The organism is Chromobacterium sp. HL1, assembly GCF_057418835.1.
In genome coordinates, this window is sequence record NZ_CP162399.1 from 3,206,417 (window position 1) to 3,222,129 (window position 15,713).

The 15,713-nt window shown below is 61.0% G+C and carries 15 protein-coding genes; 7 read left to right on the forward strand and 8 right to left on the reverse strand.

Features of this window, described 5'->3' with window-relative positions:
- The first annotated feature begins 119 nt into the window (after positions 1–119).
- From AB1Z25_RS14475 to AB1Z25_RS14490, 4 genes are read left to right on the forward strand one after another with little or no spacing between them, the layout of a single operon-like run.
- The gene (locus tag AB1Z25_RS14475; protein WP_233246701.1) at positions 120–452 is read left to right on the forward strand and encodes an outer membrane protein assembly factor BamE; all 333 of its coding nucleotides are present in this window, start codon (positions 120–122) and stop codon (positions 450–452) included.
- Positions 449–1,261, forward strand: coding sequence for a 4-hydroxy-tetrahydrodipicolinate reductase (gene dapB, locus AB1Z25_RS14480; protein WP_486635535.1), 813 nt, complete (start codon positions 449–451; stop codon positions 1,259–1,261). The genes AB1Z25_RS14475 and dapB overlap by 4 nt, the downstream gene beginning before the upstream one ends.
- 36 nt (positions 1,262–1,297) lie before the next feature.
- Positions 1,298–2,272 (forward strand): FecCD family ABC transporter permease, encoded by a 975-nt coding sequence (locus AB1Z25_RS14485; protein WP_107799853.1) that lies wholly within the window; start codon positions 1,298–1,300, stop codon positions 2,270–2,272.
- A complete protein-coding gene (locus AB1Z25_RS14490) occupies positions 2,265–3,044 on the forward strand; it encodes an ABC transporter ATP-binding protein (RefSeq protein WP_486635536.1) in 780 nt (259 codons plus the stop codon). Before AB1Z25_RS14485 ends, AB1Z25_RS14490 begins: the two co-directional genes overlap by 8 nt.
- Positions 3,045–3,048: 4 nt before the next feature.
- Here AB1Z25_RS14490 and folE read toward each other — a convergent pair whose 3' ends face one another.
- From folE to AB1Z25_RS14525, 7 genes are all read right to left on the reverse strand, one after another.
- A complete protein-coding gene (folE, locus tag AB1Z25_RS14495) occupies positions 3,049–3,687 on the reverse strand; it encodes a GTP cyclohydrolase I FolE (RefSeq protein WP_107799855.1) in 639 nt (212 codons plus the stop codon).
- A 228-nt stretch (positions 3,688–3,915) separates the two neighbouring features.
- Complete coding sequence (locus AB1Z25_RS14500; RefSeq protein WP_486635537.1) at positions 3,916–5,430, reverse strand: SpoVR family protein; 1,515 nt, start codon at positions 5,428–5,430, stop codon at positions 3,916–3,918.
- A 158-nt stretch (positions 5,431–5,588) separates the two neighbouring features.
- Entirely contained in the window at positions 5,589–6,872 is a 1,284-nt protein-coding gene (locus tag AB1Z25_RS14505) for a YeaH/YhbH family protein (RefSeq protein ID WP_107799857.1), read from the reverse strand.
- A gap of 150 nt (positions 6,873–7,022) precedes the next feature.
- Positions 7,023–8,951: a PrkA family serine protein kinase gene (locus AB1Z25_RS14510; protein ID WP_081545718.1), complete on the reverse strand. Its 1,929-nt coding sequence runs from the start codon at positions 8,949–8,951 to the stop codon at positions 7,023–7,025.
- Positions 8,952–9,349: 398 nt separating this feature from the next.
- The gene (locus tag AB1Z25_RS14515) at positions 9,350–9,667 is read right to left on the reverse strand and encodes a PilZ domain-containing protein (RefSeq protein WP_081545720.1); all 318 of its coding nucleotides are present in this window, start codon (positions 9,665–9,667) and stop codon (positions 9,350–9,352) included.
- Positions 9,654–10,211 (reverse strand): NUDIX domain-containing protein, encoded by a 558-nt coding sequence (locus tag AB1Z25_RS14520; RefSeq protein WP_264372981.1) that lies wholly within the window; start codon positions 10,209–10,211, stop codon positions 9,654–9,656. The genes AB1Z25_RS14515 and AB1Z25_RS14520 overlap by 14 nt, the downstream gene beginning before the upstream one ends.
- A 9-nt stretch (positions 10,212–10,220) precedes the next feature.
- On the reverse strand, positions 10,221–10,772 hold the full coding sequence (locus AB1Z25_RS14525; protein WP_019100393.1) for a DUF2062 domain-containing protein: 552 nt from the start codon (positions 10,770–10,772) through the stop codon (positions 10,221–10,223).
- A 196-nt stretch (positions 10,773–10,968) separates the two neighbouring features.
- Here AB1Z25_RS14525 and AB1Z25_RS14530 point away from each other — a divergent pair, with 196 nt between their 5' ends.
- Positions 10,969–12,753: an acyl-CoA dehydrogenase C-terminal domain-containing protein gene (locus tag AB1Z25_RS14530; protein WP_486635538.1), complete on the forward strand. Its 1,785-nt coding sequence runs from the start codon at positions 10,969–10,971 to the stop codon at positions 12,751–12,753.
- A 382-nt stretch (positions 12,754–13,135) separates the two neighbouring features.
- Positions 13,136–13,426 carry a putative quinol monooxygenase gene (locus AB1Z25_RS14535; RefSeq protein ID WP_486635539.1) on the forward strand — a complete coding sequence of 97 codons (291 nt, stop codon included), beginning with the start codon at positions 13,136–13,138 and terminating at the stop codon, positions 13,424–13,426.
- Between the two features lie 202 nt (positions 13,427–13,628).
- Here AB1Z25_RS14535 and AB1Z25_RS14540 read toward each other — a convergent pair whose 3' ends face one another.
- Positions 13,629–14,126: a hypothetical protein gene (locus tag AB1Z25_RS14540; RefSeq protein WP_486635540.1), complete on the reverse strand. Its 498-nt coding sequence runs from the start codon at positions 14,124–14,126 to the stop codon at positions 13,629–13,631.
- Positions 14,127–14,777: 651 nt separating this feature from the next.
- Between AB1Z25_RS14540 and AB1Z25_RS14545 the strand changes: the two genes are divergently transcribed.
- Positions 14,778–15,713, forward strand: coding sequence for a hypothetical protein (locus AB1Z25_RS14545; protein WP_486635541.1), 936 nt, complete (start codon positions 14,778–14,780; stop codon positions 15,711–15,713).

Consider the following 15,713-nt stretch of genomic DNA (forward strand, 5'->3'; position numbering starts at 1 on the left):
GATCATGATAAAGCCTTTTCACGGCTTTGCCTAATTACCGCCTCATAACTTTTAGGTCACGGAGTATCATGCGCGCCCTGATTTTTGTCGCCGTCCTTGCCCTCTCCGGCTGCAGCTCAATGAACCCTCTGAACTGGCTCAGCCCGCACAAGATGGAAATCCAGCAGGGCAATTATGTCACAGAGGATGCCGTCGCCAAACTTAAACCGGGCATGACGCGCTCGCAAGTGCGTTTCCTGTTGGGTTCTCCGCTACTGGCCGACGCGTTTCACGCCAATCGCTGGGATTACACCTATAGCGACATCAAGCAGGGCAAGCTGGATAAAAACAGCAACCGCCTGTTGACCGTCCACTTCAACGGCGACGTGCTGGAGCGCGTGGAAGGCCAGGCGCAGCCGGCCGAACGCCCGCCGCTGACCGCCTCCGCGCCGGCCCAGGAAGCCAAGCCATGAGCGCCTCCCCGCTGAAACTGGTGGTGGTCGGCGCCGGCGGCCGCATGGGCAAGGCCCTGATTGAAGCGGCGCTGGCCGCGCCCGGCGTGGCTCTGCACGCCGCGGTGGACCGCCCCGGCTCGGATTTCATCGGCCAGGACGCCGGCCTGTTCATCGGCAAGCACACCGGCGTCAAGATAGGCGGCGACTTCCTCCAGGCGCTGGAAGGCGCCGACGCCGTCATCGACTTCACCCGCCCGGAAGGCACGCTGGAACACCTGGCCGCCTGCGCCGAGCGCGGCGTGCAAATGATCATCGGCACCACCGGCTTCGACGAGGCCGGCAAGGCGGCGATCCGCGCCGCCGGCGACCGGATCGGCATCGTGTTCGCCTCCAATTTCAGCGTTGGCGTCAACCTCACCTTCAAGCTGCTGGACATGGCGGCGCGAGTGCTGGACGACGGCTACGACATCGAAATCATCGAAGCCCACCACCGTTATAAAGTGGACGCGCCGTCCGGCACCGCGCTGCGCATGGGCGAAGTCATCGCCGACGCGCTGGGCCGCGACTTGAAAGAATGCGCGGTTTACGGCCGCGAAGGCGTGACCGGCGAGCGCGATCCGCACACCATAGGCTTCGCCACCGTGCGCGGCGGCGACGTGGTCGGCGACCACACCGCCTTGTTCGCCGCCATCGGCGAACGCGTGGAAATCAGCCACAAGGCCTCCAGCCGCGCCACCTTCGCCAACGGCGCGGTGCGCGCCGCGCGCTGGCTGGCCAGCAAACCGAGCGGCCTGTTCGATATGCAGGACGTGCTGGGCCTGCGCTAAGCGCCGGCGGGGAGCCTCCTCCCCGCCCCCCTTTCCATGCGCCTCTTCCCGCTGACCCTGGCCCTCGCGGCCGGCCTGATTCTCCTCTCTCTCGCCTCGCTGCTGCACGGCAGCGGCATGGACGCGTCCCGTTTGCTGGCCGGCCAGCCCTTGCCGGAACTGGAATGGCAATTGCTGTGGCAGCTGCGGCTGCCGCGCCTGCTGGCCAGCGCCAGCGCCGGCGCCTTGCTGGCCAGCGCCGGCGCTGCGGTGCAGGCGCGTTTCCGCAACCCGCTGGCCGAACCCGGCCTGATCGGCATCAACAGCGGCGCGGCGCTGGCCGCCGCCGCCGCGCTGAGCCTGGGCGCCGGCCTCTACGCCGTGTCCGCGTCCGCCTTCGCCGGCGGCCTGTTCTCCTTATTGCTGATCCGCCTGCTGGGCCAGACCCAACAAGGCGGCAGCCGGCTGATCCTCAGCGGTCTCGCCATCAGCTCCTTGCTGGGCAGCCTGCTGACCCTGCTGATCACCACCCTGCCCGACGGCTCCTTGCGCGTGGTGATTTTCTGGCTGATGGGCAGCTTCGCCAGCGTGGACTGGCCGCAAACCGTCTTGCTGTGCGCGGCCGCGCCGCTGGTCTGGCTGGCGCTGCACCGGCAATGGCGCTTTCTCAACGCGCTGCAATTGGGCGAAACCGCCGCCTTTCACCTGGGCTTTGAAGTGCGTCGCCGCGAATGGCAGGTGGTGATCCTGGCGGCCCTGGCCGCCGGCCTGGTGGTGTCCGCCTGCGGCATGATCGGTTTCATCGGCCTGATGGGCCCGCACCTGGCGCGCCAACTGGTGGGCGGCAACGCGCGCCGGCTGCTGTGGATCGCGCCCATGCTGGGCGCGCTGCTGGCCATCGCCTCGGACTGGCTGGCGCGCAGCCTGCTGGCGCCCAGCGAGCTGCCGGTGGGCGTGATCACCAGCCTGATAGGCGCGCCCTTCTTCCTGTGGCTGCTGCGGCAAAGCGCGGAAAAGGACGCCCATGCTTGAAGCGCGCGCCCTCAGCCTTTCCCGCCAGGGCCGCCTCTTGGTGGAGGCGGTGTCCCTGCGCGTGGCGCCGGGCGAACTCAATATCGTGCTAGGCCCCAACGGGGCCGGCAAAAGCAGCTTGCTGGGCATGCTGGCCGGTCTGCACGCGCCCAGCGCCGGCGAGGCGTGGATGGCCGGACGGCCGCTGCGCGGCCAATCCGCCGCTCAACTGGCGCGCCAGCGCGCGGTGGTGGAGCAAAATCCGCTGACGCCGGCCGGCTGGAGCACGATGGAGCTGATCCAGTCCGGCGCCTATCTGCTGGGCGACGCCGGCGAGGCCTGCCGCCAGGCGCTGGAACTCACCTGCACCGCGGAGCTGGCGCGACGCCAGGCGCGCACCCTGTCCGGCGGCGAACAGCAACGCGTCCACCTGGCGCGCGCGCTGTGCCAACTGCTGGCCTCGGCGGACGCGGAACGCTATCTATTGCTGGACGAACCCACCGCCGCGCTGGACTTCGCCATGGCCGACGCGCTGCTGGCGCAGGTGGCCCGCATCTGCCGCGAGCTGAACATCGGCGCGCTGGCCGTGGTGCACGATCTGAACCTGGCGCTGCGCCACGCCGACAATGTGCTGCTGCTGAACGAAGGACGCGCCGCCGGCTTCGGGCCCACGCCCGAAATCATGCGGCGGGAAACCTTGGAAGCGGTTTACGGCGTACGGCTGGCGGAGCTGAGCAGCCGGGAGCACGCCTTGCGGGCTTTCGTGCCCTTGCCCCACCCGCACCAAGAGTAAACGCTCAGCGGTGCGAGGCCTGCTTGCACTCGCTGAGGAAGCGCGCGCGGTCGGCCTCGCCCACTTCTCCGGCGAAGCCCTGGGTGATCACCGCCTCCGCGCCGCGCCGGTTTTCCCCCAGCTGCAAACACATCTGCTTGGCCTGGATCACACAGGCCGCGCCCTTGGCCATGCCGTGCCGCACCAGCGCGTCCGCCACTTCCTGGCAAATCCATTCCTGGTAATTCAAGCGGTGCGAGATCACGTCGATCAGCCGCGCGATGCGGCCGAAGCCGTGCAGCCGTCCGCCCGGAATGTAGGCGACGTGGGCGATGCCTTCGAAGGGCACCAGATGGTGCGGACACAGGCTGTGGATGGAGATATTGCTGATGATGACCATCTCGCGGGAATCGTCTTCAAAACCGCAGCCCAGCACCTCGCTCGGATCGGCGGCGTAGCCGTCCAGCAAGCGGTCGCGCCAGAACGCGCCGACGCGTTCCGCGGTCCTGCCCAGATGCGGATCGCCTTGCGGCTGAAAGCCGCAGGCGGTCAGCAAATCGGTCACCGCACGCTCAAACGCCTCCTTGTCGAAGGGCCGCAAGCGTTCCACGCCCACCTTGGGCGCGCGCTCCGGCGCTGGATGATCGCAATGCTGGTGGTCCATATCGTCTCCCTTGTGAGCGCTGGTTCAAAATCCGCCACGCGCCGGCGAGGCAGAGCGCGGCCGGGGCCGCCTCGCGTGAAGCGAAACAGGCTTTGCGGCGGCGACGCGCAATCGAAATAGGAATTCGAGAGCGGCCCGGAGGGAAAGTTGCATCCGCCGGCGGCATGAAAAACCCGGGGGCGACGACCGCCGGCCCCGGGTTTTCGACTATATCACAGGCCGCCGCCGCTACACGCGCGCGCCATCCAGGTTGGATTTCATCTCGTAGCTCTGCTTGACGTCGCCATTGCCGTCCACGCTTTCCAGCCTCACGTCGAAGCCCCACAGCCGGCACACGTGCTTGAGCACCTCGTTGGCGCTGTTGTCGTCCAGCGGACGCCGATTGTGCATGGTGTGGCGCAGCACCAGGCTGCGGTCGCCGCGCACATTGACCGACCACACCTGGATATTGGGCTCGCGCGAACCCAGATTGTACTGCTCGGCCAGCTTGCCGCGGATGTCGCGGTAGCCCATGTCGTCGTGGATGGCGGACACTTCCAGCTTGTCGTCGTGGTCGTCGTCGCGGATGGAGAACAGACGGAAATCGCGAATCAGCTTGGGCGACAGATACTGCGAGATAAAGCTCTCGTCCTTGAAGTTCTTCATCGCGAACTCCAGGGACTCCCGCCACGGCGTGCCGGCCAGGTCCGGGAACCAGGCGCGGTCCTCGTCGGTGGGGGCTTCGCAAATGCGCTTGATGTCCTGATACATGGAGAAGCCCAGCGCGTACGGGTTGATGCCGTTGTACCAACGCGCCGTCACCGGCGGCTGGTACACCACATTGGTGTGGCTCTGCAAAAACTCCATCATGAAGCCGTCGGTGACCATACCCTTGTCGTACAGGCGATTGAGGATGGTGTAGTGCCAGAACGTGGCCCAGCCCTCGTTCATCACCTGGGTCTGCCGCTGCGGGTAGAAATACTGCGCCACCTTGCGCACGATGCGCACCACCTCGCGCTGCCAAGGCTCCAGCAGCGGCGCGGATTTCTCGATGAAGTACAGCAGGTTTTCCTGCGGCTCCGGCGGAAAACGCGGCGGCGACTTGTCGCTGCCGTCCTTGTCGCGCTTGGGAATGGTGCGCCACAGATCGTTGACCTGGGTTTGCAGGTATTGCTCGCGCTCTTCCTGACGCGCCTGCTCCTTGGCCAGCGACAGCTTCTGCGGCCGCTTGTAGCGGTCCACGCCGTAATTCATCAGCGCGTGGCAGCTGTCCAGCAAGTCCTCCACCGCGTCTATGCCGTAGCGCTCCTCGCACTTGGTGATATAGCTCTTGGCGAACACCAGATAGTCGATGATGGCCGAGGCGTCGGTCCAGGCGCGGAACAGGTAGTTGCCCTTGAAAAAGCTGTTGTGGCCGTAAGCGGCGTGGGCGATCACCAGCGCCTGCATCGTCATGGAGTTTTCCTCCATCAGATAGGCGATGCAGGGGTTGGAGTTGATCACAATCTCATAGGCCAGCCCCATCTGGCCGCGCTTATAGCTCTTTTCGGTGGCGACGAAATGCTTGCCGTAGCTCCAGTGATGGTAGTTGACCGGCATGCCCACCGAGGCGTAGGCGTCCATCATCTGCTCGGCGGTGATGACTTCCAGCTGATTGGGATAGACATCCAGCTTGAACTCATCCACCGCGATGGTGCGTATCTGCCGGTCGTACTCGTCGACCAGGTCGAAGGTCCATTCGGACCCGGTAGAAATCGGTGTCATGTTGCTCCCCCCTTGGCAAGACCGCTCAGAACCTGTTTACGATCTGCTGCGCGTCGGCGATACGGCGTCGAAACCGAGCTCAAAATGCTCATGTACCACGTGTACATTCCGCTTTTGCACTCGTTTCCGCCTTGTCTCGCGAGATCATAAACACGTTCTCAGGCGGTGGCGGCGCGGCCATTGGCCGGCTGGCGCTTGAACAGTTCCCGGAAGACCGGGTAGATGTCGGAAGCCGAACGAATTTTCTGCATGGCGAACTGGCGGTTGCGTTCCTGCACCTTCAAGTATTCGTACCAGAGGTTTTGCGGCTCTCCTTCGGTGATCTCGATGTAGGCGAAGTACTGGCAGTAAGGCAGCAGGTCCTCCTCCATGATGCGGCCGCAGTTGGCGGAATCGCTGTCCCAGTTGTCGCCGTCGGACGCCTGGGCGGCGTAGATATTCCATTCGCTGCCGGCGTAGCGTTTCTTGACGATCTCCGCCATCAGATTGAGCGCCGAGGACACCACGGTGCCGCCGGATTCGCGCGAGTGGAAGAAATCCTCCTCGCTCACCTCCACCGCACTGGTGTGGTGGCGGATGAACACCACCTCGATCTTCTCGTAATTGCGCTGCAGGAACAGGTAAAGCAGGATGAAGAAGCGCTTGGCCATGTCCTTTTTCTGCTCGTCCATGGAGCCGGACACGTCCATGATGCAGAACATCACCGCCTGACTGGTGGGCTTGGGCTGCTTGACCCGGTTGTTGTAGCGCAGGTCGAACGGGTCTATCCACGGAATGCTGGCGATGCGTTCGCGCAGCCGGTGAATGCTTTGCCGTTTTTCGCGGATTTCCGAGGTGTTGTCCTCGTCATCCTCCATCAGGGTGTCGAGCTCCTCCTCCGCGTCGCCCAGCGTGGCCATGGTGGGCGCGGCCATCGCCACCCGCCGCGCCAGCGCGCCGCGCAGCGAACGCACGATATTGATGTTGGCCGGCGTGCCGTCGTTGGTGTAACCGGCGCGCACCGTCTTCATCTCCTCAATGCCCATCAGCTGGGTCTTGATCAGATTGGGCAGGGCCAAGTCGTCGAAGAACACGTTCATGAACTCTTCGCGCGACAGCTGGAACACGAAATCGTCCTCGCCCTCGCCGTCCTGGCTGGCCTTGCTGCCGCCTCCGCCCCCGCCGCCCTGCGGCCGCGGCAGGCGGTCGCCCTTGACGAACTCCTCATTGCCCGGGTGCACGTTTTCCGTCATGCCGCCCTTGCCGTGATGAAACACGGGTTCGGAAATATCCTTTACCGGAATCGAGACCTTCTCCCCGCTCTCGATATCGGTAATGCTGCGCCCCTTGACCGCCTTGGCGACGGCCTCCTTGATTTGGGCCTTGAAACGGCGCAGAAACCGTTCGCGGTTGACCGCGGACTTGTTCTTGCCGTTGAGGCGCCGATCGATGATGTGGGACATAAGCACCTCGCTTTGCCTGTGCCGGCGGCGGCCGCCCGCGGGCGGCCATCGCCTGGCTTGCTGTTGTTATATTCTTCACCGCCCGGCGGCGACAGCGGCCGCGCGGGCGATTTCCGGCGCCGCCCCAGGCGGCGCCGGATCAGCGACGGCTTACGAGGACTTGCGCACTCGCAGATACCATTCGCACAACAGACGCACTTGCTTGGCGGTGTAGCCTTTTTCCACCATGCGGTTGACGAAGTCCTCGTGCTTCTTCGCATCCTCGGCGCTGGCCTTGGCGTTGAAGGAGATCACCGGCAGCAGCTCCTCGGTGTTGGAGAACATCTTCTTCTCGATCACCGTGCGCAGCTTCTCGTAGCTGGTCCAGGTGGGATTCTTACCGCCGTTGTTGGCCCGCGCCCGCAACACGAAGTTGACGATCTCGTTGCGGAAGTCTTTGGGGTTGGAAATCCCGGCCGGCTTCTCTATCTTCTCCAGCTCCGCGTTCAAGGAGGTCCGGTCGAAGATCTCGCCGGTGTCCTGATCGCGGTACTCCTGATCCTGAATCCAGAAGTCCGCGAAGCTGACGTAGCGGTCGAAGATGTTCTGGCCGTATTCGGAGTAGCTTTCCAGATAAGCGGTTTGAATCTCCTTGCCGATGAACTCCACGTACTTGGGCGCCAGGTACTCCTTCAGGAAGGTCAGATACTTCTGCTCGATTTCCGCCGGGAACTGCTCGCGCTCAACCTGCTGCTCGATCACGTACAGCAAGTGCACCGGGTTGGCCGCCACTTCGCTGTGATCGAAGTTGAACACCTTGGACAGAATCTTGTAGGCGAAGCGCGTGGACAAGCCGCTCATGCCCTCGTCCACCCCGGCGTAATCGCGGTATTCCTGGATGGATTTGGCCTTGGGATCCGTATCCTTCAGATTGTCCCCGTCGTACACCTGCATCTTGCTGAACAGGCTGGAGTTTTCCGGCTCTTTCAGCCGCGACAACACCGCGAACTGCGACATCATCTTCAGCGTGCCCGGCGCGCACGGCGCGCGGCCCAGCGAAGAGTTGCGGATCAGCTTGTCGTAGATCTTGATCTCGTCGGACACGCGCAGGCAATACGGCACCTTGACGATGTAGATACGATCGAGGAAAGCCTCGTTGTTCTTGTTGTTGCGGAACTGCTTCCACTCGGATTCGTTGGAGTGGGCCAGGATCACGCCTTCAAACGGAATCGCGCCAAAGCCCTCGGTGCCCTTGAAGTTGCCTTCCTGGGTGGCCGTCAGCAGCGGGTGCAAGACCTTGATCGGCGCCTTGAACATCTCCACGAATTCCAGCAAGCCCTGGTTGGCCAGGCACAAGCCGCCGGAGTAGCTGTAAGCGTCCGGGTCGTCCTGCGCGTATTTCTCCAGCTTGCGGATATCCACCTTGCCCACCAGCGACGAAATATCCTGATTGTTCTCGTCGCCCGGCTCGGTCTTGGCCACCGCGATCTGCTTGAGCACGGACGGATAGCGTTTGACCACGCGGAACTGGCCGATGTCGCCGTTGAACTCATGCAGCCGCTTCACCGCCCACGGGCTGGGAATGCTCTTCAGATAACGGCGCGGAATGCCGTATTCCTCTTCCAGCAGCGCCCCATCCTCGTCGTAGTTGAACAGCGCCAGCGGAGACTCGTTGACCGGACTGCCTTTCAGGCAATAGAACGGCACCAGCTCCATCAGCTCTTTCAGCTTCTCGGCGATGGACGATTTGCCGCCGCCCACCGGGCCCAGCAAATAGAGGATCTGCTTCTTCTCTTCCAGGCCTTGCGCGGCGTGGCGGAAGTAGGACACCACCTGTTCGATCACCTCCTCGGTGCCGTAAAAATCACGGAACGCGGGATAGACCTTGATGACTTTGTTGGAAAAGATGCGGGACAGACGCGAATCGTGCCGAGTGTCCACCAGCTCCGGCTCGCCTATGGCGGCCAGCATGCGCTCTGCGGCGGTGGCGTAAGCGCCGGGGTCTTTCTTGCAGAGCTCCAGGTACTCCTGGATGGTGTACTCCTCCTCACGAGTCTTGTCGTAACGAGCAGCGTAGTGACTGAAGATATCCGGGTGCATGGCTCTCTCCTGGCAGGTAGCAGAGGCGCAAACGATATGCACGCGGCATCCGCTGCTCCCCTTGCTGAATTAGAGTATTCACATTGTTTCCGGCTTTCTTTTTCTGGGTATAGCATAACGCACAGCCTGGCAGGGCAAAACCGCGCCTGCACACAAAATATGAGATCGTGAGCCAGATTCAATACAAGTATTTGAAATGGATGGTGAATTCCGCCAGCTTTTTTTTGTAACGGAAGACGAGCGGCGTGTAAGCGGGAGTAAACGGAAATCGGCCCTAAAAAAACGCTTTGAGAATCAAACGTTTCCATCGCGGCGATTGAAACATTCACGCCGCGCAGCGCGGCGGAAAAAGAGAAGGGAATATAAAGAATGCGCCGCACCCGCGCGGACTGCGGCGCTCAGCCTTTGCGCTGCACAATGCGCACGCCAATTTCATAGATGCGGCCGCGCTGCACCTCATTGCAGCGCTTGACCTCCACCACCGCCTCCAAGGGCTTGCCCGGCATGCCGCCCACACCCGGGGCCAGCACGATCACGGACAGGCGCTCGCCAAACTGCGGCACAAAGGACGAGCGCAAGGCCATGCCGTCCACCGACAGATCCACGCACTCGCCGTAATGGGTTTCGCCGCTGATCAAAGAACGGATGCGGGCCTTGCAGCCCATGCTGATGCGGCGCCCGCGCCGTCGATCCCGGTAAGGATCAAACGGCGACACCCGGCATCCTCCCGGCCTGGTGCGCCGCCAGCCAGTGCAGGCCCACGATGGACTTGCTGTCGCAGATCGCCCCGCTCAGCGTCATCTCCATCGCCTGCGCTACAGGCACCGTCAGCACCTCCAGGAATTCGCCCTCGTCCAGCCGGCTGCCCTGCTGGCTCAGCCCTTCCGCCAGGTAATAACTGATGCGCTCGTTGGAATAGCCAATGCAGGGATAAGCGGTGCCCAGATACGTCCAGCGCTCCGCCGCGTAGCCGGTTTCCTCCAACAGCTCCCGCCTTGCCGTGGCCGCCGGGTCCTCGTCCGGGTCTATCTTGCCGGCGGGAATCTCCACGAACTCGCGGCCGGTCGGATAACGGTACTGGCGCTCCAGCACCAGCTTGCCGTCCGGCGTCAGCGCCAGCACCGCCACCGCGCCGGGGTGCAGAATGTATTCGCGCGTGGACGCCGCGCCGTCCGGCAGCGCCACCTCGTCTTTATGAACCTTGAGAAAACCGCCCTGATACACCAGCTCCGACGACAACTGCTTTTCAACCAGATCCACAATCACCCCTTAAAGTGTTCTGCAATGCCTGCTTTTCCAGGCGCTGATCACCGCCCAGCGCCACAGCAGCCGCGTCAACGCGTAGCCGATCACGGCAAAGGTCAGGCCCAGCGCCGGCAATCCCACCAGCAAGGGCCAGCCCAGCTCCGCCAGCCAATTCAGGCAGGCGTGCCACCAATCCGGCAAGCTCATCCGGTCCCAATTGGGCGGCGGCGTCATTGTACCCGCAGCCGGATTGCCCAGTAAAAGCTTGCCATAAGCATAAGCCAGAAAGTACAGCGGCAATACGGTCAAAGGGTTAGTGTACAGCGTGAACAACACCGCCACCGGCAGATTCACCCGCATCAGCAAAGCCAGCGCCACCGCCGTCACCTTTTGCGTGGGGCCGGGCATCAGGCCGGCGAACAAGCCCACCCCCACCCCCATCGCCACCTTGCGGCGGTTCAGCGACCAATACGCCGGCCGGTCCAGATAGGGCGCCAGCCGGCGCAGGCCCGGCTTCTGAAACCAATGGTGCCGGTAGGCAACCCATTTGCGTACCTTGCGTCTAAACCAAGTCATCTGGAATGTTTTGATCCTTGTGCGCGCGCGTTGCCGTTAAACCACACTCGGCGACGGGTAAAACGCGAAAAGCTTGTCAAAGCCACGTCGATAATTTAAACAAGCGTTTGAATTATTCGCCCAAGCGCAGGGCGAACCCAAACACGACAGACCTGGGCCGGATCGTCCAGGCCGCGCAAACCAACAGGAGAGACCCATGCCTGCATACCAAGCCCCGCTGCGGGATTTCGATTTCGTGCTCCACGAGCTGATCAAGGTACAGGACATCATCCCCACCCTGCCCGGCTACGAAGAAGCCACCCAGGACATTTTCCGCTCCTATCTGGAGGCCGCCGCCCAGTTCTGTGAAAGCGAACTGGCGCCGCTGAACCGCCAGGGCGACGAAGAAGGCTGTCACTACGACAGCACCACCAAATCCGTCACCACCCCGCCCGGCTTCAAGGAAGCCTACCAGCAATACTGTGAACTGGGCTTCCCGGCGCTGGACTGCGACCCGGCCTACGGCGGCCAGGGCATGCCCAAGGCGCTGGGCTTCCCCATCATGGAAATGCAGTGCTCCAGCAACGTGGCCTGGTCCATGTACCCCGGCCTGTCCCACGGCGCGTATTCTGCCATTCATGCCCACGGAACCGAAGCGCAAAAAGCGGCCTACCTGCCCAAACTGGTGGACGGCAGCTGGACCGGCACCATGTGCCTGACCGAACCGCACTGCGGCACCGACCTGGGCCTGCTCAAAACCCGCGCCGAGCCCAACGGCGACGGCAGCTACAGCATTACCGGCACCAAGATTTTCATCTCCGCCGGTGAACATGATATGTCCGACAACATCATCCACCTGGTGCTGGCCCGCCTGCCGGACTCGCCCAAGGACGTGAAAGGCATCTCCCTGTTCATCGTGCCCAAATTTCATGACGACGGCAGCCGCAACCCCGTGGCCTGCGGCAGCCTGGAACACAAGATGGGCATCAAGGCCAACGCCACCGCGGTGATCAACCTGGACGGCGCCAAGGGCTATTTGATTGGCGAAGTCAACAAAGGCCTGTCCTGCATGTTCACCATGATGAACGCCGCCCGCCTGGGCTGCGGCATGCAAGGCCTGGGCATAGGCGAAGCCTCCTTCCAGGGCGCGCTGGCCTATGCACGCGAACGCCTGCAAATGCGCTCGCTCTCCGGCGACAAATGCCCGGACAAGCCGGCGGACCCCATCATCGTCCACCCGGACGTGCGCCGCATGCTGCTGACCCAGAAAGCCTACACAGAGGCCGGCCGAGCGCTGACCAGCCTGCTGGCGCTGCAACTGGACATTGAAGACAAACACCCGGACGCCGACACCCGCCAGGACGCCGCCGACCTCGTGGCCCTGCTCACCCCGGTGGCCAAGGCCTTCATGACCGACAACGGCTACGAAGCCGCCAACCTGGGCATGCAAGTGTTCGGCGGCCACGGCTACATCCGCGAATGGGGCATGGAACAACTGGTGCGCGACTGCCGCATCTCCCAGATCTACGAAGGCACCAACGGCATCCAGGCCATCGACCTCTTGGGCCGCAAAGTGCTGATGGACCAGGGCCAGAAGCTGCGCAAGTTCACCAAGCAGATCCACAAGTTCTGCCAGGCCAATGAAGGCAACGACAAACTGGCCGACTACGTGGCCCCGCTGTCCAAGCTGTTGAAGGACGTGGGCGAAGTGACCATGGGCATCGGCATGGCCGGCATGCAGAACCGCGACGAAGCCGGCGCAGCCGCCACCGACTACCTGCGCCTGATCGGCCACCTCAGCTACGCCTGGCTGTGGGCGCGGATGGCAGAAGTGGCTCACTCCAAGCTGGGCGGCGGCGAAGACGGCTTCTACCAGGCCAAGATCCTGACCGGCCGCTTCTATATGAGCAAGCTGTTCCCGGAAGTGCACAGCCTGCTGGCCAAGCTCAAGGCCGGCGCCAAGCCGTTGATGGAGTTGCAGGACGAGCACTTCGCGTTCTGAAGAACCTGCTTACGATCTGCTGCGCGTCGCCGATACTGCGTTAAAAACAGCTTCGAAATGCTCATGTACCACGAGTACATTCCGCTTCCTCAGCTGTTTTCGCCTTGTCTCGCCTTAGCTCGCGAGATCGTAAACAGGCTCTACACCAGCAAGGCATCATGACAAAACGGCCCCCCGGGGCCGTTTTTCTTTTGCCGCCGTCCGCCCCTCACCCAGCCGGGCCTTGAGCCATCACGACATTTAACTCATAAAAAACGAATACAAAGCTAATTATATTTCACTTTTAACGAACAACAGGGCTTCGTAAAATGGCCGCCATGGATACACCGCGCCGACGGCAGCGGAACATTCGCATTCATTCACCCAATACCAGAGGCCCCACATGATTACCCTGAACGTATTCTTCAACGTCAAAGCCAAAAGCCAACAAGACTTCCTCACCCTGCTCAACACCATGGTGCGGGAATCCAATAAGGAGGCCGGCTGCAACTACTACCAGCTTTGGCAGCAAGCCGGCGAGCCGCTGCGCTACGCGCTGATCGAACTGTGGGACAGCAAGGAGCGCCTGGCCGAACACCAGAAAACCCCGCACTGGATCGCCTTCAACGACCGCGTCAACGACTATCTGGACGGACAGTACGACGAGCACCATTACTCCGAACTCGCGCGCTAAGAATCTGTTTACGATCTGCTGCGCGTCGTGAAGTCTTGCACGGTGAGTACAAGCTCAAAATGCTCATGTGCCACTTGTACATTCCGCTGTCTCAGCGGTTTCCGCCTTGTCTCGCTCTTGCGCGCAAGATTTTGAACAGGCTCTAATAACACAGCACAAAACCAAACGGCCCCGAAGGGCCGTTTTTTCATGACCAACGCACTCAGCGCTGACGGCCCCGACCGCGCTTCTTGCGCCGCTGTTGCTGTTGCGTCTCAGCCAACTGCTCCAGGCACAGATAAAGCTGCTGCACCGCCTCCACATGCTGCGCCAGATCCACCCGCTCCACCGCCAGGTTCAACAACATCTCCAGATAATTGAAGAAACCCTTGCACAGGCCGATGCGGTAACTCTTGTCGGCAAAATCCATATCGCTGGCAATGCGGAACAACAGCCCACGCGCCGCATGCTGACGGTTGGTCTTCAACAACTGCGCCATGTGCGCCGCATACTGGCGGCCAATCGCGCAAGCCTCGAAATAACTCTGGGGCTCGGCTGGCTGCCAGTAATGCGGATAGGTGCGGCCTGGCACGCGGCGGACAAAGGGCAGACGGAGGTCTTTGGCTTCGCTGGAGGGGAAGCGGTAGCGGGAACGGCGGGGGTTGGGGAAGTCGGCAAGGTCAAACGAGGAAACAGGAATCGGGGAGAACTTCTTTGACATGACATTTCTCCTGCAGTCTGTGGAAGTACCGCCATCCCCTTCTCACGGGGGAAGGCAGACCGAACAGAGCGTGAGAAACCAGCGACTGCGAGCTGGCCAACCAGAAGGTTACCCCATCCGGTCCGCCATACAGACGCAACAGGACGCGCGAAATGCACGGATAGCCGCATTTCGCCCGCAGTCGATAAAACGAAGATGGGTTCTCACGCCCAGTGCCGGTATAGAACGGCACGGGAGGATTGTTGCTGAGGGAGGAACGAGGGTCAAGCCTTGGAAGTTGTTTGGAGGGCGATGTGTTTTACGTCGCAATCTACATACTAGACGGATAAGAAGTGCAGCTTCTCGGCCAAAGCTGTCTTTCTCCCCATCTGCGCTGAGAGTCTGTTCTGGGCCACATACCGGCAATTTTCCTTGCGCCCATGACGAACGTCGGCTTTCTGCCCCTGAGAACGCGTACTTCCGACCCAAAGCAGACAATCACTGGCAACCACGTCACCTATGATTTCAGGGGGGCTAAAGAATTGAGTTCAGCGCGCGGGCTTGACAGAAACTGTACAATTTATTCATTTTGGATTACATTAATTCTCGAACAATTTCTGTGGACAAGAAAAGAAACTTCAAATTAGGCTGAAAAACATAACGGGGGTGGATATGGCTTCTTCAGAAATATCGCGTGTGCGAGAGCGATCTAAATGCCGCAAGCGATTGAATGAGATTTACGATGAGGCGATCAACGCGTACGTGATTCACTATTCTTGTGAATCATTCTATGCGCCTGATGGTCATTCCCCACTAGCGAACTCGACGCGGGTTACTTCCATCGCAGTGAGAAATCTGAAGTCAGGTCAAACCAAAACGTGGTCAATTCATAAATCTGCTGAGTTGAATAAACAGCTAGATAACTTGAGTGAATTGATTAAGGCTAATGCGTCGCTCGCCACTCAAGGTCGAAATCCTGAAATACCACAAATAGCCTCAACTACGCGAATAAGTGAGATTCTTGATCCGCTTGAGCACGACATGCTATATGGATATTTTTCGTTTCTTCATAACCACTCCGATAGTACGTACGTTCATTGGAATATGCGGGATGACAATTATGGGTTTTCCGCACTAGAACATCGCTTTCGGGTTTTAGGTGGAAGTCCCGTAATACTTCAAGATAACAAGAAATTTGACTTGGCTCGTGAATTAATAACCCTCTTCGGTAAGCGCTATGCTGCCCATACCTCTCCGAAGGGTAGGAGAGGGCGATTGATGAGTGTGATCGAACTAAACAAGATAGCCGATACTGATGCACTTCAAGGTGCGGAAGAGGCTGCGGCCTTCATCAACGGTGAGTTCATCAAGCTTCAGCAGTCCACACTTCGCAAAGTCGATGTTCTGTCAAATATATTTGACCGCACTCACGACAAAAGCCTTAAAACAGATGCCACTTTTACTGACAAGTATGGAATCCACCCTGTGGCAATAATGGAAGTCGCAAGGAATAACCCAGTAATCTTAGGCTTTATTTTCCTTGCAGGCGCCCTCGCTGCCGTGGTGCGATATAAGGAAAGCATTGTGTCAATTATTTCGTGGTTCTAA